At 62.9% G+C, this 22829-nt stretch carries 20 protein-coding genes and 1 pseudogene; 12 read left to right on the top strand and 9 right to left on the bottom strand.

What is annotated here, in order from left to right; all coding sequences use genetic code 11:
- Positions 1-19: 19 nt before the first annotated feature.
- The 6 genes from ACS13N_RS24770 (at position 20) to ACS13N_RS24795 (ending at position 6750) form a co-directional block, all read left to right on the top strand.
- Positions 20-925 (top strand): SMP-30/gluconolactonase/LRE family protein, encoded by a 906-nt coding sequence (locus tag ACS13N_RS24770; RefSeq protein WP_438934237.1) that lies wholly within the window; start codon positions 20-22, stop codon positions 923-925.
- Positions 922-1893, top strand: a complete 972-nt coding sequence (locus tag ACS13N_RS24775; RefSeq protein WP_438934238.1) for a 2-dehydro-3-deoxygalactonokinase — start codon at positions 922-924, stop codon at positions 1891-1893. The genes ACS13N_RS24770 and ACS13N_RS24775 overlap by 4 nt, the downstream gene beginning before the upstream one ends.
- Positions 1893-2528 carry a 2-dehydro-3-deoxy-6-phosphogalactonate aldolase gene (locus tag ACS13N_RS24780; RefSeq protein WP_438934239.1) on the top strand — a complete coding sequence of 212 codons (636 nt, stop codon included), beginning with the start codon at positions 1893-1895 and terminating at the stop codon, positions 2526-2528. Before ACS13N_RS24775 ends, ACS13N_RS24780 begins: the two co-directional genes overlap by 1 nt.
- 85 nt (positions 2529-2613) lie before the next feature.
- A complete protein-coding gene (locus tag ACS13N_RS24785; protein ID WP_438934240.1) occupies positions 2614-3618 on the top strand; it encodes a LacI family DNA-binding transcriptional regulator in 1005 nt (334 codons plus the stop codon).
- 116 nt (positions 3619-3734) lie between these two features.
- Positions 3735-4424: a response regulator transcription factor gene (locus ACS13N_RS24790; RefSeq protein ID WP_438934241.1), complete on the top strand. Its 690-nt coding sequence runs from the start codon at positions 3735-3737 to the stop codon at positions 4422-4424.
- A 334-nt stretch (positions 4425-4758) separates the two neighbouring features.
- Positions 4759-6750, top strand: a complete 1992-nt coding sequence (locus ACS13N_RS24795; protein ID WP_438934242.1) for a hypothetical protein — start codon at positions 4759-4761, stop codon at positions 6748-6750.
- A 76-nt stretch (positions 6751-6826) separates the two neighbouring features.
- On the opposite strand, the gene ACS13N_RS24800 is transcribed toward ACS13N_RS24795, so the two are convergent.
- Together ACS13N_RS24800 and ACS13N_RS24805 are read right to left on the bottom strand one after the other, a co-directional pair.
- Positions 6827-8134, bottom strand: coding sequence for an MFS transporter (locus tag ACS13N_RS24800; protein ID WP_438934243.1), 1308 nt, complete (start codon positions 8132-8134; stop codon positions 6827-6829).
- Between the two features lie 89 nt (positions 8135-8223).
- The gene (locus ACS13N_RS24805) at positions 8224-9420 is read right to left on the bottom strand and encodes an alpha-hydroxy acid oxidase (protein WP_438934244.1); all 1197 of its coding nucleotides are present in this window, start codon (positions 9418-9420) and stop codon (positions 8224-8226) included.
- Positions 9421-9531: 111 nt separating this feature from the next.
- Here ACS13N_RS24805 and ACS13N_RS24810 point away from each other — a divergent pair, with 111 nt between their 5' ends.
- Positions 9532-10443 carry a LysR family transcriptional regulator gene (locus ACS13N_RS24810; protein ID WP_438934245.1) on the top strand — a complete coding sequence of 304 codons (912 nt, stop codon included), beginning with the start codon at positions 9532-9534 and terminating at the stop codon, positions 10441-10443.
- Positions 10444-10957: 514 nt separating this feature from the next.
- Here the strand turns inward: ACS13N_RS24810 and ACS13N_RS24815 are convergent.
- The 5 genes and pseudogenes from ACS13N_RS24815 to ACS13N_RS24835 all read right to left on the bottom strand — a co-directional run bounded on the left by ACS13N_RS24815 (position 10958) and on the right by ACS13N_RS24835 (position 15723).
- Positions 10958-12610 carry an FAD-dependent oxidoreductase gene (locus ACS13N_RS24815; RefSeq protein WP_438934485.1) on the bottom strand — a complete coding sequence of 551 codons (1653 nt, stop codon included), beginning with the start codon at positions 12608-12610 and terminating at the stop codon, positions 10958-10960.
- Between the two features lie 127 nt (positions 12611-12737).
- Complete coding sequence (locus ACS13N_RS24820) at positions 12738-13118, bottom strand: OsmC family protein (RefSeq protein WP_438934246.1); 381 nt, start codon at positions 13116-13118, stop codon at positions 12738-12740.
- A gap of 114 nt (positions 13119-13232) precedes the next feature.
- Positions 13233-13931: pseudogene (locus ACS13N_RS24825) on the bottom strand (LLM class flavin-dependent oxidoreductase); the annotation flags it as partial.
- A gap of 193 nt (positions 13932-14124) precedes the next feature.
- The gene (locus ACS13N_RS24830) at positions 14125-14751 is read right to left on the bottom strand and encodes a hydrolase (protein ID WP_438934247.1); all 627 of its coding nucleotides are present in this window, start codon (positions 14749-14751) and stop codon (positions 14125-14127) included.
- 273 nt (positions 14752-15024) lie between these two features.
- Positions 15025-15723, bottom strand: a complete 699-nt coding sequence (locus ACS13N_RS24835; protein ID WP_438934248.1) for a hydrolase — start codon at positions 15721-15723, stop codon at positions 15025-15027.
- Positions 15724-16135: 412 nt separating this feature from the next.
- Between ACS13N_RS24835 and ACS13N_RS24840 the strand changes: the two genes are divergently transcribed.
- From ACS13N_RS24840 to ACS13N_RS24860, 5 genes are all read left to right on the top strand, one after another.
- A complete protein-coding gene (locus ACS13N_RS24840; RefSeq protein ID WP_438934249.1) occupies positions 16136-17737 on the top strand; it encodes an MFS transporter in 1602 nt (533 codons plus the stop codon).
- A gap of 61 nt (positions 17738-17798) precedes the next feature.
- On the top strand, positions 17799-18293 hold the full coding sequence (locus ACS13N_RS24845) for a MarR family winged helix-turn-helix transcriptional regulator (RefSeq protein WP_438934250.1): 495 nt from the start codon (positions 17799-17801) through the stop codon (positions 18291-18293).
- An 18-nt stretch (positions 18294-18311) separates the two neighbouring features.
- Positions 18312-19283, top strand: a complete 972-nt coding sequence (locus ACS13N_RS24850) for a magnesium and cobalt transport protein CorA (RefSeq protein WP_438934251.1) — start codon at positions 18312-18314, stop codon at positions 19281-19283.
- Positions 19284-19294: 11 nt separating this feature from the next.
- Positions 19295-19852 carry a DNA-3-methyladenine glycosylase I gene (locus ACS13N_RS24855; RefSeq protein ID WP_438934252.1) on the top strand — a complete coding sequence of 186 codons (558 nt, stop codon included), beginning with the start codon at positions 19295-19297 and terminating at the stop codon, positions 19850-19852.
- A gap of 142 nt (positions 19853-19994) precedes the next feature.
- Positions 19995-20540, top strand: a complete 546-nt coding sequence (locus tag ACS13N_RS24860; RefSeq protein WP_438934253.1) for an NADPH-dependent FMN reductase — start codon at positions 19995-19997, stop codon at positions 20538-20540.
- A gap of 18 nt (positions 20541-20558) precedes the next feature.
- Here the strand turns inward: ACS13N_RS24860 and ACS13N_RS24865 are convergent, their stop codons facing one another.
- Both ACS13N_RS24865 and ACS13N_RS24870 read right to left on the bottom strand, forming a co-directional pair.
- Complete coding sequence (locus ACS13N_RS24865) at positions 20559-21788, bottom strand: CynX/NimT family MFS transporter (protein WP_438934254.1); 1230 nt, start codon at positions 21786-21788, stop codon at positions 20559-20561.
- Between the two features lie 91 nt (positions 21789-21879).
- Positions 21880-22761: a Rossmann-like and DUF2520 domain-containing protein gene (locus tag ACS13N_RS24870; RefSeq protein WP_438934255.1), complete on the bottom strand. Its 882-nt coding sequence runs from the start codon at positions 22759-22761 to the stop codon at positions 21880-21882.
- Between the last annotated feature and the right edge of the window lie 68 nt (positions 22762-22829).

Genomic DNA, 22829 nt, shown 5'->3' on the forward strand with positions numbered 1-22829 from the left:
CAGTCACGGAACGCAAACGATGCAAGTTCAATTGGTGCAGGCCGCCAACGCAATCCTGGGTGAGGGCCCGCTGTGGTGCCCCAACGAGCAGGTGCTCTACTGGATCGACATCATTCGCCCCGCGGTGTACCGCCATACACCGGGCGTGGGGCAGACCGGCGTATGGGCGTTGCCCGAAAGCGTCGGTTCCATTGCCCGCCTGGATGGTGGGCGGTTGCTGGTTGCCATGCGTAGTGGCCTGTTTGTGCTGTCCACGGTCGACGGCTCGCTGACTCGTCTGGCTTCCATCGAGCACGCCTCTGCACAACAGCGGCTCAACGACAGCGCGGTCGACCCCGCAGGCCGCTTCTGGGTGGGGTCCATGCGCGAGGGCGGGCCGAGCTTCGGCAAGCTGTATCGCTTTGGCGGCGGGTCCGCGCCACTGGAGCTTGATGACCAATGGGCGTGCCCGAATGGCATTGGCTGGAGCCCTGACGGTACGGTCATGTACGTCACGGATTCCGCCAAGCAGACCATCTGGCGTTACGCCTATTCAGTGGCAGACGGCACGGCCACCGACAAGCAGGTATTTGCCACCTTCGAGACCGGCACACCAGATGGCCTGACCGTGGATGCCGAAGGTTGCGTGTGGTCTGCCCTGTGGGACGGCTGGAGCGTCGTCCGTCTGAGCCCCGAGGGCGAGCGTGTGACCACGCTGCGGATGCCGGTGCAGCGGCCCACCAGCGTGGCCTTCGGCGGCAACGCGCTCCAGACACTGTACGTGACGTCGGCCACCATCAACGTCGACACGGCTGGGTTGAACGCCGGCCCGCTGGCGGGCGGTCTGTTTGCGGTCGAGACGCGCGTACGTGGCCTGCTGAACCCGCCTGCACGTCTGGGGGCAGGGGCATTCTCGCTTGCGACGGGCACAGAGGTATCGGCATGACAGCGCAGACAACCTCGATCGCCCAAGACAGCGCGGTGGACGCGGCTGCCTCCGCCCCCGCACTGGTCGCGGTCGATTGGGGAACGTCATCGTTTCGCGCGGCCATCGTGCGGGCGGACGGCACCATCCTTCGCTCCATTGCCGCCGGCAAGGGCATCACGAAGATCCCTGGGCGGGACTTCAGTCAGGCGTTCCGGCAACTGCTGTCCAGTTGGGAGCGCGAGCTTGCCGCGTTGCCGATCTACCTGTGCGGCATGGTCGGCAGCCGTCAGGGCTGGGTAGAGACCACCTACCAGGAATGCCCCGCCGGCTTTGAAGCGATTGCGCGCGGCACGACCCGTCGCAGGATCGACGGCATGGATTTGCGCTTCATCCCCGGCCTGCACCGGTATGACGGGGTGACCGGGCACGATGTCATGCGTGGAGAAGAAACGCAGGTGATCGGGGCGATGGCGCAGGGCGATGAGCGTGTCGTGGTCACGCCGGGTACGCATTCCAAATGGATCCTGACCCGGGGCCAATCTGTCCAGCACTTCCGTACCTTCATGACGGGCGACATCTTTGCGGCAATGCGTGGCCACACCATCCTCGCGCATTCGATGGACGAGGGTAGCGCACTCGCCTCGCCGGGTGAGATCAGCTTTGAGCAGGGCGTCAGGCAAGGTTTTCGCACGAACGCGCTGATGGGCGAACTGTTTTCAGTCCGCACGCGCAGCCTGTTTTCGGAACCCGGTTTCCACGCCGCGAGCTATCTGTCGGGCTTGTTGATCGGGAGCGAGTTTGCTGCCGGCGTGGCCGCGTATCCGGCCGCCGCGCAGGCGGGGATCACCGTGATCGGGTCTGCGGCGTTGATGCCGTTCTATGTGCGTGCGGCGCAGTGCCTGGGGATCGATGCCCAGGTCGTGGATGGTGAGGCCAGCGTGCAGGGCTGCTACCAGCTCGCACGATTCAACGGAGAAGCATGGTGATGCAATCAAAGAACGTAGAGCGGTTCGCGCAACTGATGGCGCGGTGCCCGATTGTCGCGATCCTGCGCGGGGTTCGGCCGGACGAGGTCGTAGAGATTGGCGAGGCGCTTATCTCCAACGGTATCGAGATCATCGAGGTGCCGCTCAACTCGCCCGAGCCCTTGGAGAGCATCCGCCGTCTACAGGCACGCTTTGGCGAGACCGCGCTCATTGGCGCAGGCACCGTGGTGTCCGCCGACCAGGTGGATCAGGTGCGTGATGCGGGCGGTGCACTGGTGGTGTCGCCCAACATTAACCCGGCAGTGGTACGGCGCACGGTGGAGACCGGGCTGGTGTCGCTGCCGGGCGTTGCAACGCCAAGCGAGGCCTATATCGCCCTGGAGGCTGGCGCGCACGCAGTGAAGGCGTTTCCGGCAGATCAGATCGGGTGTGCAGCCCTGCAGGCGTGGAACACCATCCTGCCGTCTGGCACGCGGCTGCTGGCGGTTGGCGGGGTGGACGAGACGACGTTGCCACGCTTTCGCGCTGCCGGTATCACGGGGTTTGGGGTGGGCGGGTCGCTGTACAAGCCGGGCATGCTGCCGGAACAGGTCGGCCAGATCGCAAAAAAGCTGCACAATGCCTGCCTGAACTGAGCGTAAGCGAGTCGATGTCAGGCGTATTTGCTGTCAATCGAGTCCTATCGCCATTCATGAACACGTCGGCTTTGCATTGAATTTCATGACTGAAAAGAAGAGTGCCCCAACCCTGAGCGACGTCGCCACCGCGGCCAATGTCTCCACGGCGACCGTCTCGAAGTACATCAACCGCATCCAGCGTTTCTCGCCGGAGGTGGAGGCGCGGGTTGCCGCCGCCATTAAAGAGCTGGGGTACCACTCCAACCCGATGGCGCGCTCGATGGTGACCGGGCGCTCGAAGACGCTGGGGCTGTCCATCACGGATATGCACAACCAGTACTTTGCCGGCCTGGTGCAGGGGGCCAACCGGGTGGCCATGAAGCATGGCTACAGCCTGCTGCTGGTCGATAGCGAAGAAAGCGCAACCCGCGAGCGCCAACTGCTGGAAGACCTGTGCATGCGCGTCGATGGCCTGATGATCAACTCCAAGCTGCGCCAGGAAGAGATGGAGTGGATTCATGAGCTGCCCAAGCCTTTCGTTTTCTTCGACCGGCGCGAGGACAACGGCAAGCAGGAGATCGACTCGCACAACCGCGATGCCGCGTACATGGTGGCCAACTATCTGGTCAAGAGCGGCCATCAGCGGATTGCCTACATCGGTTTCGACAAGTCGCGTGCCGACCAGGAGCGTTACGCAGGTGCACTGGCTTGCCTGGAAGCCCATCGGCTTGAACTGCCCCGCTATGAGACCGATGCATCGTCGCCACAAGAGGGCGCGCGGATCTGCTCCAAGATCATGCTGGGCTCGGAACGCGTGGATGCCGTGATCTGCTTCAACGACATGATCGCGATCGGCTTCCTCAAGCAGGCATCGGAACTGGGCTTCTCGGTGCCGGACGACTGCTCGGTGGTCGGCTTCGACAACATTCCGTTCTGCGACTACGTTACGCCCACCCTGACCTCGGTCGATATGGGCGGCGAGCGCATGGGTGCGCTGGCAACGCAGCACCTGATCGACATTCTCAATGGCAGGGAGTCGAAGGCGTCGCTGCCGGAACCCAAGCTGATCCTGCGCAAGTCCACGCGGGGGCGGAAGCTGGAAATCTAGTCACGCAGGACGTTGGCCCCCGTCCATCTGGATTCCGCATCGAATGAAGACGGGTTGGATTCGGGGGTTAGGGTGCGATGCTCCTGCCTGTGCGGTGGAGCGTGTGGAGGGAGGCGATGCTGATTTACCTGATCGAGGACGATCTCCCCCAGTCGGCATATCTCCAGGCAGTGCTATCCCGCGCAGGCTACTTGGTCGAGTGCTACCCCAATGGGGCCGATGCTTTACGCGCCATGCGCCGGGTCGCTCCGGACCTCGTCGTACTCGATCGAAAGCTGCCCGATATCGACGGGCTCGAGGTGCTCACCTGGATTCGCCGCAACTATGCGGATACCCCGGTGGTCATGCTCACAAGCGCGGTGCTCGAGTGCGACATCGTCGCGGCATTGGACGCAGGCGCTGATGACCACCTCACCAAGCCGGTGAAGGATGCCGAGCTGGTGGCGAGAATCCGATCATTGGTGCGTCGCGCCGGACGCCAGGCCACCACGAAAGAGGCGCAGTCGCTCGGCGCCTACACCGTCAACTACCAGGAACGACGCGTCCTGATGCATGGCCAAGCCGTCTCGCTCACCCCCAAGGAGTACGAGATTCTGGAGCTGCTGGTGCGCAATGTCGGGCGCCTCATGCCGCGTGAGGCCGTGCTGAATCAGATCTGGGGCAAGGTTCATGATCTGACGCACTCCCGGTCACTGGATACCCATATCTACCGGCTGCGGCGGAAGCTGCATCTTGGCGCGCAGAGCGGGGTATCGCTCAGGGTGGTCTATTCCCACGGCTATCGGCTTGAGTGCCACGAAGGCTAGGCTAGGCTGGGCTCGAGCGCTCTCGCATAGACAGTCGACTATCCGCTTGGACTGCTGCGTTTCGATTGAGCTGCACATGGTGTTGCGTGAGATTGCGCAATGCGCGCAGCGTCGCTGCAATCCTCGCAACCGAGCCGCGAATCCTGTCATACACTGACGCGCCTTCTGTCGTAGAAGAACTCAACAATACAAGCAGATGACGGTCCTCATTGAAGAATCAGCCCGTTCCGGCAGCGCATCAGGCATGCCGCCTGACAGGCGACGCAACGGCGCCATCCAGCGTCAGCGATTCCCGCTTCGCAACGCATTGATTTCCGCCGCACTTGCGCTGGGGTTGCTGCAGGCCGCCGGATTGGCTGCTGCTGCGACCAGCCAGGGCGCCACCTGCGAGACCTGGGTAGGCGACTTCGCCACCAAGCAGGGCGCACCCGCCTTTTTCCGTATCGAACACAATGACAAAGGCTTTGTCGCGCGCACCAAACAGACCGATGGCCGTTGGAGTGTGGAGACCGTCGAACTGGTGGACGTGACCCACAAGCCTGAGCTGGATATCTCCTTTACGCACGGCTGCGTGCTGGCCGGCGCCGGAGCGCTGCTGATCGAAGCTCCGAAGGGCACGGCGTATCAAGCCACTTCGCTCAGCGGGCGTAACTTCAGCACGTATCACATGGGGACCGATGCCCTGATGCTGGTCATGCAGGGCTTCCAGGTCGACGGGCGCGATCTCTACCGTGTGGCGGCCGAGGGCGCGTCGCCGACGCCTCCGCCGCCACTGCCCAAGGCGATCCCCGGCAAAGAGGCGTCGAGCTTCGCGTGTCCTGGCCTGCGCCCGCCCGCCATCACTCAGGCCGCCTTCGATGCCTTGCCTGCCGACTACCGCAAACGCTTCGACGGACTAGAACCCATCCGGCAGGCGGAGGTGGTCTGCGGCCAGCGCCTCGATGATCTGCTCAGCCTTGACACGTTCACCAGCGTTGACTTGCATGCGGATCGCGCAGCGACGCTTGCCGAGGCGAAGATCCTGCTCAAGGCGGGGGAGGTGCCCCGCGACGAGGCGGGCAAAGACACATGGTGGCCGGCAGCACGCCACTGGTTGATGCGTAACACCCCGTTGTTCGATACCGACCCGCCTGTCCCGCTTCAGGCTGAGTATTTCGCCGCATTCAACGAGGACATCCTGCCGCGCCTGCCAAAGGCTCCGGCTGACGATGTCCAGAGCGTGAAGGACGTGGTTCGGTACACGCTCACCATGCCACAGGCACAGGCGACCCACGCGCTCACCCGGTTGCAGGCGCTGGGCGCGTTGGATGCCTCGGTATCCGGCGGCACGGTTGCCCATGCTGTGTTGCAGTGGGCGCTTGAGCCGCGGGTTGCCGACTCGGTATTCGAGACAATCTTCAAGGCCGCCAAAGTGCAGCCGCGCGATGCCAGCACGCTGTTCATTCCAGTCATCGACACGAAGAATGCGGTTGGTGTGGATCGTCTGCTCAGGCACGGTCTTGATCCGCGCGATGCGAGGCTGCTGTTGCGCGCGCGTGCGCAGCCGGCACTCTATGCGACCTTGCTGGACGCCGCATTTCAGCGTGCCAAGTCTGCCGGCGGCAAGCTGCCCCCCGACGTGGTGGACCCGCTGGTTCAGGCCGAACTGCGCAATGGCAAGGCGATCAACTGGAGCGCCGTCGAGCCGCTGCTCAGCCATGGCGGGGATGTGTCTCGCAGCTTCGTGACCGGTGTAGGGAGTGACAATGCGTCGCTTGCCTACTTTGCCCGTAGCGCGCCAGACAAATTCCTGGACATGCTTAACCACGGCTTGCGCGTCGACTTGTCGTACCCGGTTGGCGGCAACGCGCTGTTGACCCGTTATCTGCGCCTGAACATCGCCTGGATGCCGGAGGGGCCGAGGCCCGATGTGGTCGAAGCCATGCTCAAGCGCTACAACAACGCGGCAACCGGCAAGCCATGTACCGACTGTGCGTACGACCCGCTTGGCATTGCACTTGGCAATCAAGGCCCCAACAGCGTTGCTGTGCTTAAGGTACTGCTGCGCTACGGTGCTGACCCCAACGCGCTCGACACCAAAGGATTCGCCGCTTTCACATCCGCGATCATGGACGACCGCGTCGACATGCTCGACGCCATGATGCAAGGCCCCAAAGCGCTCAATCTGAAACTGACCGATCCCAATGGGTTCAGCTTGTTGGCGCTGGCGCGATGCTACGACGCCAACAAGGCAGCGGACTGGCTAAGCCAGCATGGCGCGGGCCAGCCGGATCAGGGCTACGCCGCCTGTCGCGAGAGCCTTGCTGCGCAACGCAAGAAGGGCTGATCGGCGGTGTGCAAGCCACTTGCACTGGTAGAGGTCGATTCACACGCGGAAGACACCTCTGCCAGCGCGTCTGCGATCAGTTCTTGTGGCTGCCGAATCGACGCCCTTGGTCGAACAGCGTTGCGACAGCAACCATCAGACCGGAACAGACCAGGATAACGACGACGCCCTCTGTGGCATGCGTTGCCGATTGCGCAACCATGGACAACGCCCACAGTGGTGCCAAGCCGCCCGCCAGGGCCGTGCCGATTTCGCGGCCCGAACCGACGCCTGTGGAACGGCTCTGCACCGGAAACTGGCGGCTGAGAAACGACCCCTGTGGCGCGAACATCATCGGTGCCAGAACGCCGGTGCCGATGACCATTGCCCAGTAGATCAGCTGGCTGTCACCCGTTCCCAGCAGTGAGAGGAATGGATAGGCAAAGAGCGCAGACAGGATGCCGCCCACCATCAATACCTTCTTGCTGCTGAACTTGTCGCACATCCAGCCGAAGAGCGGCACCGTCACAATCGCGACCAAACTGGCCAAGGTCACCGACAGCGACGTGACGTTGGCAGAGACGCCCTTGAACTGGGTGAGGTAAGCCAGAGAGAAGGTCTTGAAGATGTAGCTGATGGCGTTGTATCCCACCGCGATAAAGAAGACCACGCCAAGGCCTTTGAGATGCGAGGCCAGCAGATTTCGAATGGGCTTTTCCTGACGGTGGCTCTCTTCAAAAGAGGCGTACTCGGGAGTTTCGGGCAGGCTTTTGCGGACCCACATCCCGACCAACACCAGGACGAAGCTCAGGAGGAAGGGGATGCGCCATCCACCCGCAAGCAGGAACCGATCACCCGCCATCGTGAGCAGGTAGACGGTCAGCGATGAAAGCAGCAGGCCCAGATTCAAGCCCAGCGCCGGCCACGATCCCTGGCGGCCCTTGCGGTTCTCTGCTGCGTGTTCGTATGAGGTTACGGCGGCGCCGGCCAGTTCGGCACCAGCCCCCAAGCCCTGAACAATGCGAATCAGCACAAGCAGCAGCGGCGCCCAGAAGCCGATGGATGCATAGGTTGGAATCAGGCCGATCGCCGTCGTGCACAGTCCCATCAGGCAGAACGTGACGAACAGCATCTTCTTGCGACCGTACTTGTCACCGAAGTAGCCGAAGAAAACGCCACCCACCGGTCGTGCGACAAAGCCGATCGCAAACGTAGCGAACGCCTGCAGCGTGGCATTGGTTGGATTGGAGGTGTCAAAGAAGATCTTGCTGAAGACGATCGAGGCCATGGTGGCGTACAGGTAAAAGTCATACCACTCGAGCATGGAGCCAACGATCGTGGCTGCTGCAACCTTCCTCAGTCGCTTCTTGCTGTCATCCGGTGTTTCAAGGCGAACGTCTTTCATGGTGTCTCGTTTTTAATGTGGTTTTTTTATCGATCCGGACGGTCTGCATCCGTCGTTATCGTGTTTGCCAGCAACCTTGGAGCAGCCGCTCAAGCGCGGCGGCGCACGATGTGTTGTGGCCCGAGCTCGCTGCAGCCTGTCACGCCCAACATGGCCAGGTTGCGGTCTACCTCGTCGCGCAGCAGGCTGATGGCGTGGGCTACACCTGCCTCGCCCGCGACGGCAGCGGCGTAGTTGAAGGGCCGGCCCACCAGCACCATGCGCGCACCCAGCGCCAGGGCTTTGAGCACGTCCGAGCCACGCCGGAAGCCGCTGTCGATGAGCACGGGGTAATCGGGCCCCATGGCGGCGACCACGGCTTCGAGCACGCGCATGGGCGAGGCAGCGCCGTCGAGCTGGCGGCCACCGTGATTGGACAGCACGACGCCATCGGCACCCACACGTCGGGCCTCCAGCGCGTCCTCTACGCTGAGCAGACCCTTGACCACCAGCGGCCCCTTCCAGCGGCGGCGAATGGCCTCAATGTGGCGCCAGGTCAGGTGGTCTCGCGCCGAAAAGTCGCGTAGTACGGTGGACGACATGATCGGCGCGCCGCGCGTGGCGAACGAGTTCTCGAAATGCGGCATGCCGTGGCGCAGCAGCGTGCGCAGGAAGGTACCCATCACCCAGCCAGGCCGGACCATGCCGTCCCAGGCCAGGCGCAGGCTGGGGCGCAGCGGGGTGGAGAAACCGGTACGGATGTTGTTCTCGCGGTTGGCCGAGATGGGGATGTCCACGGTCACCATCAGCGTGCCGAAGCCGGCGCGCTCCACACGGTCGATCAGCGCATCGATACGCGCCTGGTCGCCCGGAATGTAGGCCTGGAACCAAGTGGCCGGGCTTGCGCGCGCCACCTCTTCCATGGGGATCAGCGACGTCCCGCTCATGATCGACACGATGCCCGCCTGCTGGGCCGCGCGCGCCAGGACCAGATCGCCGCGATAGGTGGTCAGTGCGTTGATGCCCATCGGCGCAATGCCGAACGGGCTGCTGTAGCGCTGGCCGAACAGTTCCACCGCCTGTGAACGCTTCGACACATCGCGCAGCACCCGGGTGGAGAACGCGTATTCGTCAAACACCGTTCGGTTGTCGCGCAGCGAAGCGTTGTCCTCGGCTGCGCCCGCGATGTAGCCGAAGATGGGCCGGGGCAGGCGCCGGCGTGCTGCGGCCTCGAAGTCGTGCAGCGACAGCATGTTGCGCAGCGCGGCGGGCAGGGTCACGGATGAGGGTTCAGCGTAGGAAGCCATGGCGGTGGTGCGGATTGCTCCAAAAAGCTGCGACACTGTAGAGCCATGGTTTTGCGAATTAAAGCGAAATATTTAGAATGTGTATATTCGCTTTTATGAAACAAGATCATCATGCCTCAGCCATCGATCAAACAGCTCGAAGCCTTTTGGTGGGCCGCAACTTGTGCCAATTTCGCCACCGCGGCCGAACGCGTGCACCTGTCGGTGTCATCGTTGTCCAAGCGCATTGCTGAACTTGAATCCACGCTTGGCCAGTCGCTGTTTGACCGCAGCGGGCATCGCGCGGCGCTCACTGAGGCGGGCGAGCGCCTGCTGCCCGCCGCGCTCGGCGTGCTCAACGCCATGGCGGCGCTGGGCCAGACGTTAGACGCTCGGGCCGAACTCACCGGGCACTGTCGCTTTGGGGTGGGCGATCTTTCAGCGCTGACCTGGTTGCCTGCTTTCGTGGCGGCGGCGCGGCAGGCACACCCGCAACTGGGGTTGGAACCCTACGTGGATGTGGGCGGCGTACTGGAGCGCCGCCTGGCCGACGGCGAACTGGACTTTGCTGTGATTGCGGGCCGATCCTCGCGCAGCGAACTGCTGTCGCAGCCCGTGGGGGCCGCTCACTTTGCCTGGGCCGCGGCCCCCAATTTGCCGGGTGTGGGCCGCCCGAGTGCGGCGACGCTTCTGCAACGCTACCCGCTTGTCACGCTGCCTGCCGGCGCGGGGACCACGCGGTTGCTGGACGACTGGCTGCTGGCCAACCGCGCCATGGTGCAAGAGCGCATCGTGTGCAACAGCTGGGGCGCAGTGGCGGGCATGCTCCGGCAAGGCGTGGGCGTGGGTTTTCTGCCTGCGTACTGGGTGGGGGCGCTGAACCTGCGCAATGTGGGTGCACGGACGCCGCTGGCGCCGCTGCACTACGCCTTCCAGTGGCGGCGCGGCGATGCACGGGCGCTGATCGCGGCCATGCAGCCGTTGGCGCAGGCGCAGGTGGATTTTTCAGTGTCTCCTGCGTTTGCGAGCGCGGTGAGTCCGTGATGGACCGACGGCCGGCAAGTGGTAGCCGTTTGCCTCTACTCGCACATGCTGTCGGCCTTGAGTGCGGCCCGTTCAACGCGGGCATGCAACTGGCGCGGGCGTTCAGAGGCCAGGTCGATGATGTCGAATTCTCGAGCCTCGCCGCTGACTGGGGTTTATCGCTGCTAACAGTGATCCGTAAAAATAAAGTCTGTCGGGAAGGAGACTTCTAACCCATTGATTTATAAAGGGTCGTGGTGTTCAAAAAAAAGCAACAAGTCTGTCGGGCCCCCTCAATTTGGCTCCATAGCTCGTGTGAAATTTAGCAATAGTCTGTCGAGGTCAGGCCCGACAAGCCTTTACCGGGAAGCCCGATTGAGAAAGTGTCCCTCCGTCGCACTCGGGTCGTTCGCTGTCACCACGCAGATTCGGCAGAGTCGAAGATGAACCCATCGGCCGCCCCCCTTAAGACATTCTTCGCAACCCAACGCGCTGGGCACCACATCGCGGATGGCATCCGTATGCTGACAGTCGCTCATACCGCCTCCTTTGAGAGTCTGCTGAAGTAGCTGTGGATCTGCGCGATGACAGCGGCACCGTCGCCGACCGCGGCAGCCACCCGCTTGGTTGAACCAGCGCGAACGTCGCCAATGGCGAAGACGCCCGGCATGCTGGTTTCGAGCGACAACGTTGATTCACCTGCCTGAATGAAGCCATGGTCGTCCGTGGCGATCGAGTTGCCAAGCCAGCGGGTATGAGGCATCGCGCCGATGAACAAAAATAGATGGCTGATGTTGTAGCGTGTCGATTCCCCGCCGGTGCGATCACGGACAACGGCGCCTAAAAGTGTTTCGCCAGCGCAATCTAGTTCGATGAGGTCGGTCGCCACATGAATTTCGACGTTGGGTAGGGCTGAAATTCGATCGATCAGATAGCGCGACATCGTCTCCGAAAGGTCGCGCCGGACGAAGACGTGAAGCCGTTTGACGTACGGCGCGAGAAAAACGATTGCCTGGCCCGCCGAGTTGCCGCCACCCACAAGGGCAACGTCTTTTCCGGTGCATAGGCGCGCTTCGATCGGCGAGGCCCAATAGGAAACTCCGGAGCCTTCGAACTGTGCGAGACCGTTGATGTCGGGTTGCCGGTAAGCGGCCCCGGAAGCGATGACGACAGTGCGGGCGCCCACCGCCGAATCGTCGGAAAGCTTGAGTCTGAGCTCATCCCCGGTGCGCTCAAGGCGCTCCACACACACTGGGATGGCAACCTCGGCGCCGAACTTAAGGGCCTGGTTGAATGCGCGACCGGCGAGCGCCTGTCCCGAGATGCCCGCAGGAAAACCAAGATAATTCTCGATCCGTGCCGACGCGCCAGCCTGGCCGCCCATGGCTCGCTCGTCCAGAACAATGACGGACAGGCCTTCCGAAGCACCATAGACTGCGGCGGCCAAACCGGCCGGACCTGCACCGACGATGGCGACGTCATACACTTTCTGCGCGCTGATCTTGGGGATGATGCCGAGACAGCCGGCCATCTCTCGCTCATTGGGCCGCTTCAGCAGGTTTCCGTTGGGACAGACCACCAATGGCAGGTCGGACGGCAAGAGTGCCATTCGCTCGATGAAACTGCGACCCTCGCCATCGACTCTGGGGTCCAGAACGAGGTTGGGATAACCACTTCGTGTCAGAAAGCCTTGCAGACGCAAGAGATGCGCATCGTCTGGTGCACCAATCAGGATCGTCCCCGAGCCACCTTGCTCGATCAGGCCGACGCGGCGCAGGATCAGCGCGCGCATGAGGATCTCGCCAACCTCAGCTGATCCGATGATGAGCGCGCGCAGATGCGGCGCATCGAACGGCAACAGGGTGGCGCCATCTTGCCCCGCTCGGGCAGAGGCTATGGAGGCACGACCGTCAATCTGGCTGACCTCTCCGGTGAACTGCCCCGTGCCGTGGGTGGTGATGAGCGTCTCTTGGTCCAAACCATTGCGCCGTAGAACATCAACCGAGCCATCCAAGACAAGCCAGACGGGCGCGCCTCGATCTCCTGTGACGAAGACGGTTTCGCATGCCGAAAAAAATGTTGGTGGGCCGCTCGCGAAGCGGCTTGCGGCCTCTATCTGCAGGGGCGTCAGCACAGGGAACATCTGATGCTCTCGCCCTGCGACGCCGGCTTTGGGGTGACCGATCATCTGAACATCTCCTGTGGCGCGATCGCGGAACTCAGGCATCTAAGGCTGCGGTCTCGTGAAAGTACGGATCCTCTCTGTGTGCAAGCTCACGCACGGCGAGGTGGAACGATTTCGTGTCGTCAGGCGATCACGCCAGGTACGTGTCGATCGGTAGCCCGGATTTCAGCGTCAGCGTGACGGGCGTACGCTCGGCAATTTCCGCCAGACGCGCTTTCTGACCGTCGTCCAAGCCCCCGATCGTGAGCGTTCGCTCGATTCGCCGCTCGTCCGTCCCAACAATCCTCAGCGACACGTCGAGCGACGTGAGAGACCAGTCCTTGCGTTCTGCGTACATCTTGAGCGTGATTGCCGTGCAGGCGCCAAGGCTTGCAAGTAGCAGGTCATAAGGGGCCGGGCCAACACCTTGCCCACCGAGGGCGTGAGGTTCATCTGCTGTAATCGCGTGGCCGCCTACGACGATGTCTGTACGATAAGGCGTCGATCCGATATGGGCGGTGCCGTGGGTCATGGTGTTGGTCTCCTCTGCGCGGCGAGTGGGGTAGGAGCGCTGCCGGTATCGGCTTGCAGCGTATCAGGGGCACCAAGGTGGCGACAGTTAGCACATGGTATTAGTTCGCTGACCTCACGCGCTGGGAAAGTGCGGGAGGACAAACTCGGCCAGTTCCTGCAGCACCTCGCGTGCAGGCCGTACGCTATGCCGCAGATTGAACGCAACATGACTGACCCCGAGCCGCGCGAGGCCATCAAGTTCCTCCACTAGTTGATTGCGACCAAGCCGATAGCCGAGAAAGATGGGCGATGGCGCCATATCCGGGTCTTCCGTCAAATCAATGAACATGGATTGAGCGAACGGAAGGAACGCACCATCGGCCTGGGTTTCGACAACGCTGCGCCAGGTTTCGATACGCGGCTTTTGCGTGTCGATGGGCCGGAAATAGGTCATCCAACCATCGAGATTGCGTGCAATCCACTGCAGGCTCTGCTGCGCGCTGCCGATGGCGAGGATGGGCAGGTGCCGTCCGGTGGGCTTGGGCAGCAGGTCTAGGCCGCTCAGGGTGCCGAACGTGCCAGACAGGCTCGGGTAGTCCTCGGTAGTGGTGCGGCGGATGACGTCGAGGTATTCCCGAAAGGCGTCGCCGCGCGTTTCGTGCGACAGATTGAAGGCTGGGTACTCAGTGGGCCGATCGCCTGAGGCGGCGCCGAGCACGAAGCGCCCGCCGCTGATAACGTCTACCGAAGCGGCAGCCTTGGCCGTGTGTAGCGGATGCCACAACGGCAGTACGATCCCGGTCGTACTGAGCGTGATGGTGCGCGTGACCGTCGCAAGCTGGCCAAGCTAGACCCAGGGGTCATAGATCTGGCCCGCGTCATTGAATTGCGGATCGAACAGCGGCACATCACGAATCCATAACCAATCGAGCTTGATCAGACCGGTCCCCAATGGTCAAAAGGCCGGGCAGCCATAGAGCGCCCGGCACGCACTTGCGTCGCGGCTGTGAGGAGGGGAGGGAGCCTCACGCTGGTTTAATCATGTCCCGTGCGTATGCGAGGCCGGTGCCATATCCGCCGCCATGCTCGACCACGATCGCCCGAGCCTTTTCGTAGGTGTCATGACGGGTCCAGTCTCTTTGGAATTCGAGAAGGAGTTGGAGCCAGGAAGTCATGACTGCGCCAGCGGAAGCCATCCGTCGCAATGCAAGGTCATGGCTTGTTGGTGTCAGTCCGCCACACGCGTCGGCAACGACGTGGACTTGATAGCCCTCGGACAGCGCTGATAGAACGGGGAAGCTCACGCAAGCCTCGGTCAGCAGGCCCGCGATGATCAGGGTGCGCTTTCCTGTCGCCGCGATCGCGGCGCGCACAGCATCGTCTTCCCAAAGATTCATATTGCGGCGTTCAATCGGCGTGACGTCAGGCAGCACCTCACGAAAAGCCGGCATCAACGGGCCGCTGTAGACCTTCGAGGCCGAAGTGGAGACCACAACCGGCACATCAAAGGCGACCGCCGTCTTCGCGACCGCAAGACCATTGCTGCGCAAAATTTGGGGGTCTTGAGAACCCGCAGCGAAAGCAAGGCCTGCCTGTTCATCAACGAGGATCAACGCACAATCAGCGGGTTCGAGCAACGGTAGCGTGGACATGGGAATTCTCCTGTTCATTTGAGACGGCGATCTTGATTCAGGCTGCGGTCTGCGACCCATCCGCCCATCGCTAGCGTACCAGCCAGGATGCCGAGAGAGGATGACGTATGGGCATGCCTCAAGAATCCGCTCGCAAACGCAAATGCGGCGAGCTCGCACTTGCTGACAATCTTCTTTACGCGGTTCATCGTCGGTCGGGGTTGGAGTGGGCAGTTTGCCCGGTGCCTGAAACGACTGGACGCTCTGCGGAACGTCCAGCCCGCGAATGCAGAATTAGCGCTCGATGACCGGCGCGTGGACCGGCGCCAGCGACTCATGCTTGGTGGCGGTGCGCTGCTCAGCCTTGTGGACCATCGTGTAGGCATAGTCCACGCCCATGCCGTAGGCGCCGGAATGTTCCTTGGCCACCTTCATCACCGCGTCGTACGTGTCGCGGTTCTTCCAGTCGCGTTGCCATTCGAGCAGCACCTGCTGCCAGGTCACCGGCACCACGCCGGCCTGCACCATGCGCTGCATCGCGTAGTCGTGCGCCTCTTTGGTGGTGCCGCCCGAGGCATCTGCCACCATATAGATCTCGTAGTCGCCTTCGAGCATCGCGGAGAGCGCGAACGTGGTGTTGCAGACTTCGGTCCAGAGACCGGCGACGATCACCTTCTTGCGGCCATTGGCGGCCAGTGCGTCACGCACCTTCTGGTCGTCCCATGAGTTCATCGAAGAGCGTTCAAGCGTCTGCTTGCCCGGGAACACGTCGAGTAGTTCGGGGTAGGTATAACCAGAGAACGCCTCCGACTCGACCGTCGTGATGGTGGTCGGGATTTCGAAGATCTTGGCCGCTTTGGCCAGGCCAACCACGTTGTTCTTCATGGTCTGGCGGTCCATCGACTGGACGCCGAAGGCCATCTGGGGCTGATGGTCGATGAAGATGATCTGGCTGTTGTGGGGGGTCAAGACTTCGAGCTTGGCATTGGTCATGGCGTTCTCTCTATTCAAAGTAATTCAATGTTATTGAAATTGCTTGGTGGCGAAGACTCGTTGTTCCGCCGCCGTGGAAAGAACTATAGCGGTGATAGCGTCACTCGTAGAGGGAAGCGAATGGAGTTGTTATTCAAAATAATTGAATATTGGGGCAGGAGGGCAAACCTTCGTTTTCTTTGAGAGAGCAGCAGATTCATGGCGGTAGGTGATCCTGAGCCAGAACGTGTACCGCACGAGAGTAGAGATTTTCAGCGTGCGAGTGCTTTTGTGTGCACTTCGACAGACTTCATTTTTATTCGACAGACTTTATTTTTACGGATCAACAGCCAGCAGGCTTCCCCGGATTCGGCTACACTAATAATTGACGCATCAATCGTTGATGCATCATTTGTATTGCCGCCCCTCCATCATGGCCGTCCACACCGCCCTGCCGCATTCCCATACCCAGGTCCTGCCGTTCAAAGAATCGCTGTTGGCGATGATCGGCATCTGCTTTGTCGTCGTGCTGGTAGCGTTTGACCAGACCGTGGTGGGCACCGCGCTGCCGACAGTGGTGGCCGAGCTCAAAGGGTTTGAGTTGTATGCGTGGGTGGCGACGTCGTATCTGCTGACGTCGGTGGTGACGGTGCCGATCTTCGGGCGCCTGGGGGATTTCTACGGGCGCAAGCCCTTCGTGATCGCCTCCATCGTGGTGTTCACGCTCGCCTCTGTCATGTGCGGCATGGCTGGCAGCATGACCTTCCTGGTGTGGTCGCGTGCACTGCAGGGTATCGGCGGCGGCATGCTGGTCGGCACGGCCTATGCCTGCATTCCCGACCTGTTTCCCGATGCGCGCGTACGTTTGCGCTGGCAGGTGTTGCTGAGCGCTTCGTTTGGCATCGCCAACGCCATCGGCCCGACGCTGGGCGGGTGGATGACGCAGGCGTTCGGCTGGCGCTCGGTGTTCTACGTGAATATTCCGTTTGGCGTGCTGGGGCTGTGGTTTGCCTGGCGCTTCCTGCCGCATCTGCGCCAGAACGTGCACACCGGGCATGATGGAAAGATGCGGCTGGACTGGCAGGGCGCGGTGCTGATTACGGTGGCGCTAGGTGCGCTGCAGTTGTTCGTGGAGTGGCTGCCGCGCCACGGCATGTCGCTGCCGATGCTGGGTTGGCTCGTGTTGTCGGCCGCGGCGTTTGTGGCGCTGTGGTGGTGGGAGCAGCGCGCCGAGCAGCCGCTGCTGCCGTTCGACATGTTGCGCAACCCGTCGCTGGCGGCGCTGTTCATGCTGGCGATGCTGTCGGGTTTCTCGATGTTTGCGGTGCTGTTCTATGCGCCGCTGCTGTTCCAGGGCGGGTTTGGCATGTCGCCGCAGGAGGCTGGGCTGGTCATTACGCCGCTGGTTGTGTGTATCACGCTGGGCAGCATCATCAATGGGCGCATCGTCACGCGCATTCCCAAGCCCAACGCCATGCTGTATGCCGGGTTTGCGCTGCTGACGGTGGCGGTGGCTGGGATGGCGGTGTCGTCCAAAAGCATGCCGCATGCGGTGTTGACGCTGCTGATGCTGCTGGCCGGTCTGGGCCTGGGTTTCGTGCTGCCCAACCTGACGGTGTTTGCCCAGCAGTCGGCGGGGCGTGCGCACCTGGGCATTGCCACGGCACTGCTGCAGTCGCTGCGCATGGTGGGTGGCATGGTGGGCACGGCGCTGGTCGGCACGCTGGTCACGGAGCGCTATGCCTCCGGCGTGGCCAGCGCGCTCAATGCGGACAACGCGACCCAGTGGCTGCGCCAGCTTGCCGACCCAGAAATTCTCATCGATCATGACGCGCAAGCCGCCATGCTTGCGCAGATGCATGCTGCCGGCCACGACGGCGCGGCGCTGCTCGAAGCTGCGCGCCATGTGCTGGTGAGTGCTATCCATATCGGCCTGATCGTGGCGACAGTGGTGGCGCTGATCGGCCTGTGGCGTGTGCGCCGGGTGCCACCAGTGGTGTTGCACCATGTTGAGCCTGTGCAACACACCGAATAGGCACCAATCAACCGGAGCGGTTAGGATGCGCGGTTCCCCAGCAATCTCAGCCCCCTGATCGATGACCTCTGAACGCGAACGCTTCGCCGTCATGCACCAGTTCGGCCGCACCTACCGTGCATTCATGGCGGCCTTCGAGGCGCATGTCGGCCAGCCCATGCCGCGTTGGCGCATCCTGCTGGCGCTGCACGACAACACGGGCGGTGGCCTCGCCCAGAAGCAGCTTGCCGAGCGCCTGCAAATGGACCCTGGCGCGCTCACCCGTCAGCTCAAGGTGCTCGACCAGCTCGGCTGGATCGAGCGCACCACCGATGCGCGCGACAACCGCCTGACCAACGTGTCGCTCTCCGATGCCGGCCTGGCTGTGGTGCTTGAATGCATGCCGCGCCGCATCGCCTTCATCAATGCCACGCTCGATGGGCTGCCAGATGATCTCGTCCATGCGCTGTCCGAAGCGCTGGCGCAGATCGAGACGCGCCTGGCCGAAGTGCCCGAGCTGTCCGGTACATCGGGCATGTCAGACATCAAGAACGCCGATCAGACAGAAGAGCGCTGAAGCGTCCGGAGACACGCCATGCCTATGGTGATCAACAGCGCGCTGTACCGCAACGGCAAGCGCGAACGCGACCTCTCGGTCGAAGACATCAGCGACGTCCTGCATACGCCCGGTTCCTTTGTCTGGCTCGGCTTGCATGAGCCGGACGACGCGATGCTCAAGGTCTTGCAGGAAGAATTCGGCCTGCACGATCTCGCGATTGAAGACGCGCGCAATGCCCATCAACGCCCCAAGCTGGAAACCTACGGCGACACGCTCTTCATCGTGCTGAACACCGCGCAGATGGAGAGCGGTAACGTTGTCTTTGGTGAAACGCACCTGTTTGTCGGTAAGGATTTTCTCATCTCGGTACGGCACGGGCCATCGGCATCCTATTCGCCGGTGCGTGAACGTTGCGAGCGCAAGCCGCAACTGCTCGCCAAGGGCGCGCCGTTTGCGCTGTATGCGGTGATGGATTTCGTGGTCGACAACTACCAGCCCGTGCTTGAGCGCATGCAGGAAGAGTTCGAGCACATCGAAAGCCAGATCTTTGGCGACACGTTCGACCGCGCGGCCATCGAGCGGCTTTACACGCTCAAGCGTCAGCTCCTGCGCCTGCGTGGCGCAGCCCTGCCCGTGGAAGACATTGCCGGCCAGCTCGTGCGCCTGCATGAAGACGTGGTGCCCAAGGAGCTGCGCGCGTACTTCCGCGACATTGCGGACCATGCACACCGCGTGGTGGGTGCGCTCGACGTGATTCGCGAAATGCTGACTACGGCCATCTCCGTGAACGTGGCGCTGGTGTCGGTCACGCAGAACGACATCGTCAAGCGTCTGGCAGGGTGGGGCGCTATTCTGGCGATCCCGACCGTGGTGTTCAGCAACTACGGCATGAACTTCAAAGGCATGCCGGAGCTGGAGCATCCGGCGGGGTATCCCATCGTGCTGGCGTGCACGGCCACGGCTTGCGTGTGGCTGTATCGCAAGCTGCGCAAGTCAGGCTGGATCTAGGAGGCGTTCATATGTCCCGCTGCTGCTGGGTCAACGAAGACCCGCTGATGATCGACTACCACGACACCGAGTGGGGCGTGCCCTCGCACGATGATCGCCACCTCTACGAGATGCTCATCCTGGAAGGTGCACAGGCCGGCTTGTCTTGGCAGACCATCCTGCGCAAGCGGGTGCGTTACCAGGAAGTGTTCGAGGGGTTTGACGCCGCACGTGTGGCGCGCTTCACGCCGGCACGCATTGAAAAGCTGCTCGCTGACCCCGGCATCGTGCGCAATCGCGCCAAGGTTGAGGGCGCCGTCATCAACGCGCGCAAGGTGCTGGAGCTGCAGGAAGAAGTGGGTTCGCTTGATGCGTTCCTGTGGGCCTTCGTCGATGGCAAGACCATCATCAACCGCTGGGACAGCTATCGCGACGCGCCCGCCGCCACCGATGCCTCCAAGGCGATGAGCAAGGCGCTGGTCAAGCGCGGTTTCAAGTTCGTCGGCCCCACCATCTGCTACGCCTTCATGCAAGCCACCGGCATGGTCGATGATCACGAAGCCGGGTGCTTTCGCGCCGGCAAGGCATAACCACTGCCAAGCCGCGGATCGTTCGGTGGCGTATGGCCTCTGGTATCGCAAGCAGGCACAGGCGGGCCAGACGGTCGCCTCTTCTTGATCGGGCGAATGTCCGTTATTCTCGCCAATCCCAACACTGACGGAGTCGTTCTTCATGTCGCTGAACTTTCTCGGCATTGCCGGTAGCCTGCGCCAAAAATCCACCAACCAGGGCCTGCTGCGTGCGGCGTCCACCCGCCTGCCTGCGGGTGTCGAAATGGAACTGGCCGATCTGCGTGATATTCCGTTCTACAACGCGGACATTACGGACAAGCCGGCTTCGGTACGGCGCGTGTTCCAACAACTGGAGCGCGCCGATGCGCTGGTGTTGGCGTGCCCCGAATACAACTACTCGCTGGCGCCGGCATTGAAGAACATTCTCGATTGGGCCTCGCGCGAACCGAACAACGCGCTGCTGGCAGGCAAGCCGGTGGCGATCCTGGGAGCGGGCGGTGGCATGGGCACGTCGCGTGCGCAGTACCACCTGCGTCAAGTGTGCGTGTACCTGGACCTGCATCCACTGAACAAGCCCGAAGTGTTCGCCAACGCGTTTGCCGGCGGCTTCACGCCCGATGGCGATCTGACAGACGAGCGCATCGCCGGCCTGATCACCGAGCAGATGCAGGCGCTGGCCAACTGGACGATCAAGCACAAGGCCTGAGCGCGGCCTTCATGCTGTTCACTCGCCGGCGTGCAGCGTTCGATTGCGTCCGGCGAGTGATCCCATCACGATGGACGCCAGCGCAATCGCGCTGAACAGCCAGCCGATCACGGCCCAACCGCCGGTCAGGTCGTGCAGCACACCCATGAGGTAGGGCCCTGCAGCGGCCATGGTGTAGCCGATGCCCTGTGTCATGGCCGACAGGCTGGCCGCCACCCGCGCATCGGCTGAGCGCAGCACGATCAGTGACAGCGCCACGCTGAAGTTGCCACCCTGGCCAAGCCCCAGCAGCACCGCCCACCACCACAGCGTCGAGAGTGGCGCGTAGAGGCAGCCAATCAGGCCGGCCCAGCACATCAGCATCATCAGCACGACGGCGGGGCGCTGGTCCCGCCCGAGGCGCGCCACGAACGGCCCGCCCAGCGCGGTGATGAGCTGCACGAGAATCGACACCGCCACCACAACGCCCGATTGCACGGCGGACAGCCCTCGGTCTTGCAGGATTACGGGCAGCCAGCCGAACACGCAATACGCCAGCGACGATTGCAGACCCATGTGCAGCGTCACCTGCCAGGCGATCGGCTTGTTCCAGAGCGACACGCGTTCGAGCCGTGTAGCCGACCCCTTGCCGTGCGCATGCCGCATGTGCGGCCACCAGCCGACAAAGGCCAGCAGCGCAGGCAAGGCCCAGAATGCCAGCGCCGGTTGCCACCCACCCAGCCATGCGGAAAGCGGAGCGCTCGCACCGGCCGCCACCGCCGCGCCAAAGCACAGCGCCATCGTGTAGACGCCGGTCATCAGATCAGCCTGGCGGCCGAAGTCCCGCTTGACGATGCCCGGCAGCAGGATGCCCGTCACGCCAATGCAGGCACCGGCTGCCAGCGTGCCGATGAAGAGCGGTGCGACGCCGCCCGCGCTACGCAAGGCAATGCCTGCCGCCAACGCAATCAGCAAGCCACCCACTGCGCGCTCCGCGCCAAAACGCCGGGCCAGCACTGCGGCGGCCGGCGCGAACAGGCCCAGGCATAGCACCGGCAACGTCGTCAGTAGGCCCGCCGTGGCGCCGGACAACCCCGTGCCAGCGGCCACTTGCTTGAGCACTGGTGACAGGCTGGACAGCGCAGGCCGCAGGTTCACCCCCACCAGCACCAGCCCGACCACAAGCAGGATCAACGCACCGGCCGAACGATGTTCGGCGGCGCTATGGGCGGAGGCAGCAGATTGTGTTGGGGGCGGTGATTGGGACATGGCGGGACACGCGTGCGGGCAAGCTGCCGATTGTAGGGCGCGCGCAAGATTGGTGCATGCGCGCCGCCCGATCCCAATGATGACGTTGCTGCTATTGCGCGCGGTCGATGCGTTTGGCGAGGTCAGCCAGCACATCGGTGGATGGCGCACCGCGTTCGGCTGCCAAGGCCAGTGCGCGTCGTGTGAGTGCGGTGTACAGCGTCGCGTGATCTGCGCCGAGCGCATCCAGCGCATGCAGGTGTTTGTCGATCACGCCACCGTCGCCGCGCGAGACCGGGCCAGCCAGTGCACCGCCCAAGCCGCGTGCGCGGGCGGCGGCCAGCGTGCCGTCCACCAGCGGCCACATGGCAGCGACAGCGTCGTCGCGATCGATGCCGGCTGCCTGCCACAGGGTGGCCGCCTCATGCAGCGCGCATAGCAGAAAGCTGGCCGCATAGTTGGCACCGGCGTGGTACAGCGCACGTTGTCCAGGCCGGACCTTCAGCGGCGTGCAGCCGAGCCGTTGGGCGAGGTTCGCCAATGCTGCATCGTGCGGAGCGTCGGCCTCGATGGCGATGGATGCGCCGCCCAGGCGTTCTGCATCATCCGGCAGGCCGGCAAACAGGAAGAGGGGGTGGAAGCTGGCCGTATCTGCACCGGCCTGGCGGGCGGCGTCCAGCAGATTGCGTTCACCGGCGCCGCTGCAATGGACCACGAGCTGCCCCGGCCGCCAGCGCAGGCCGGCGACGACGCGGGCAATCGCGTCATCCGGCACGGTGATGAAGACCCAGTCCGCCGCATCCACCACGCCTTGCGCCTCGAGTGCCTTGGCACCCGTTGCCTGCGCCAGCCACGCCGCATTGGCTTGCGTGCGGCTGGCCACCGCAACGCTAGGTATGCCAGCACGATACGCACGTGTGGCCAGCGCTCGCGCCAGGCGACCCGCGCCAATCCAGCCGACCGAAACTGGCGCCTCGATTGCTAAAGAAGACATACGTGAACCCTGCGTCAGAACGGGCGGATCATAAGCCCGGCGCCTCTTCATATTCGCAATTAACTGCC

The sequence above is a fragment of the Ralstonia sp. 24A2 genome (assembly GCF_051783885.1).
Classification (GTDB): Bacteria; Pseudomonadota; Gammaproteobacteria; order Burkholderiales; family Burkholderiaceae; genus Ralstonia.

Excerpts from the sequence above, each read along its gene's own strand:
- ACS13N_RS24770 (WP_438934237.1), top strand. The coding sequence starts at position 20 with ATGCAAGTTCAATTGGTGCAGGCCGCCAACGCAATCCTGGGTGAGGGC.
- ACS13N_RS24775 (WP_438934238.1), top strand. The coding sequence starts at position 922 with ATGACAGCGCAGACAACCTCGATCGCCCAAGACAGCGCGGTGGACGCG.
- ACS13N_RS24780 (WP_438934239.1), top strand. The coding sequence starts at position 1,893 with ATGCAATCAAAGAACGTAGAGCGGTTCGCGCAACTGATGGCGCGGTGC.
- ACS13N_RS24785 (WP_438934240.1), top strand. The coding sequence starts at position 2,614 with ATGACTGAAAAGAAGAGTGCCCCAACCCTGAGCGACGTCGCCACCGCG.
- ACS13N_RS24790 (WP_438934241.1), top strand. The coding sequence starts at position 3,735 with ATGCTGATTTACCTGATCGAGGACGATCTCCCCCAGTCGGCATATCTC.
- ACS13N_RS24800 (WP_438934243.1), bottom strand. The coding sequence starts at position 8,134 with ATGAAAGACGTTCGCCTTGAAACACCGGATGACAGCAAGAAGCGACTG.
- ACS13N_RS24805 (WP_438934244.1), bottom strand. The coding sequence starts at position 9,420 with ATGGCTTCCTACGCTGAACCCTCATCCGTGACCCTGCCCGCCGCGCTG.
- ACS13N_RS24810 (WP_438934245.1), top strand. The coding sequence starts at position 9,532 with ATGCCTCAGCCATCGATCAAACAGCTCGAAGCCTTTTGGTGGGCCGCA.
- ACS13N_RS24815 (WP_438934485.1), bottom strand. The coding sequence starts at position 12,610 with ATGATCGGTCACCCCAAAGCCGGCGTCGCAGGGCGAGAGCATCAGATG.
- ACS13N_RS24820 (WP_438934246.1), bottom strand. The coding sequence starts at position 13,118 with ATGACCCACGGCACCGCCCATATCGGATCGACGCCTTATCGTACAGAC.
- ACS13N_RS24830 (WP_438934247.1), bottom strand. The coding sequence starts at position 14,751 with ATGTCCACGCTACCGTTGCTCGAACCCGCTGATTGTGCGTTGATCCTC.
- ACS13N_RS24835 (WP_438934248.1), bottom strand. The coding sequence starts at position 15,723 with ATGACCAATGCCAAGCTCGAAGTCTTGACCCCCCACAACAGCCAGATC.
- ACS13N_RS24840 (WP_438934249.1), top strand. The coding sequence starts at position 16,136 with ATGGCCGTCCACACCGCCCTGCCGCATTCCCATACCCAGGTCCTGCCG.
- ACS13N_RS24845 (WP_438934250.1), top strand. The coding sequence starts at position 17,799 with ATGACCTCTGAACGCGAACGCTTCGCCGTCATGCACCAGTTCGGCCGC.
- ACS13N_RS24850 (WP_438934251.1), top strand. The coding sequence starts at position 18,312 with ATGCCTATGGTGATCAACAGCGCGCTGTACCGCAACGGCAAGCGCGAA.
- ACS13N_RS24855 (WP_438934252.1), top strand. The coding sequence starts at position 19,295 with ATGTCCCGCTGCTGCTGGGTCAACGAAGACCCGCTGATGATCGACTAC.
- ACS13N_RS24860 (WP_438934253.1), top strand. The coding sequence starts at position 19,995 with ATGTCGCTGAACTTTCTCGGCATTGCCGGTAGCCTGCGCCAAAAATCC.
- ACS13N_RS24865 (WP_438934254.1), bottom strand. The coding sequence starts at position 21,788 with ATGTCCCAATCACCGCCCCCAACACAATCTGCTGCCTCCGCCCATAGC.
- ACS13N_RS24870 (WP_438934255.1), bottom strand. The coding sequence starts at position 22,761 with ATGTCTTCTTTAGCAATCGAGGCGCCAGTTTCGGTCGGCTGGATTGGC.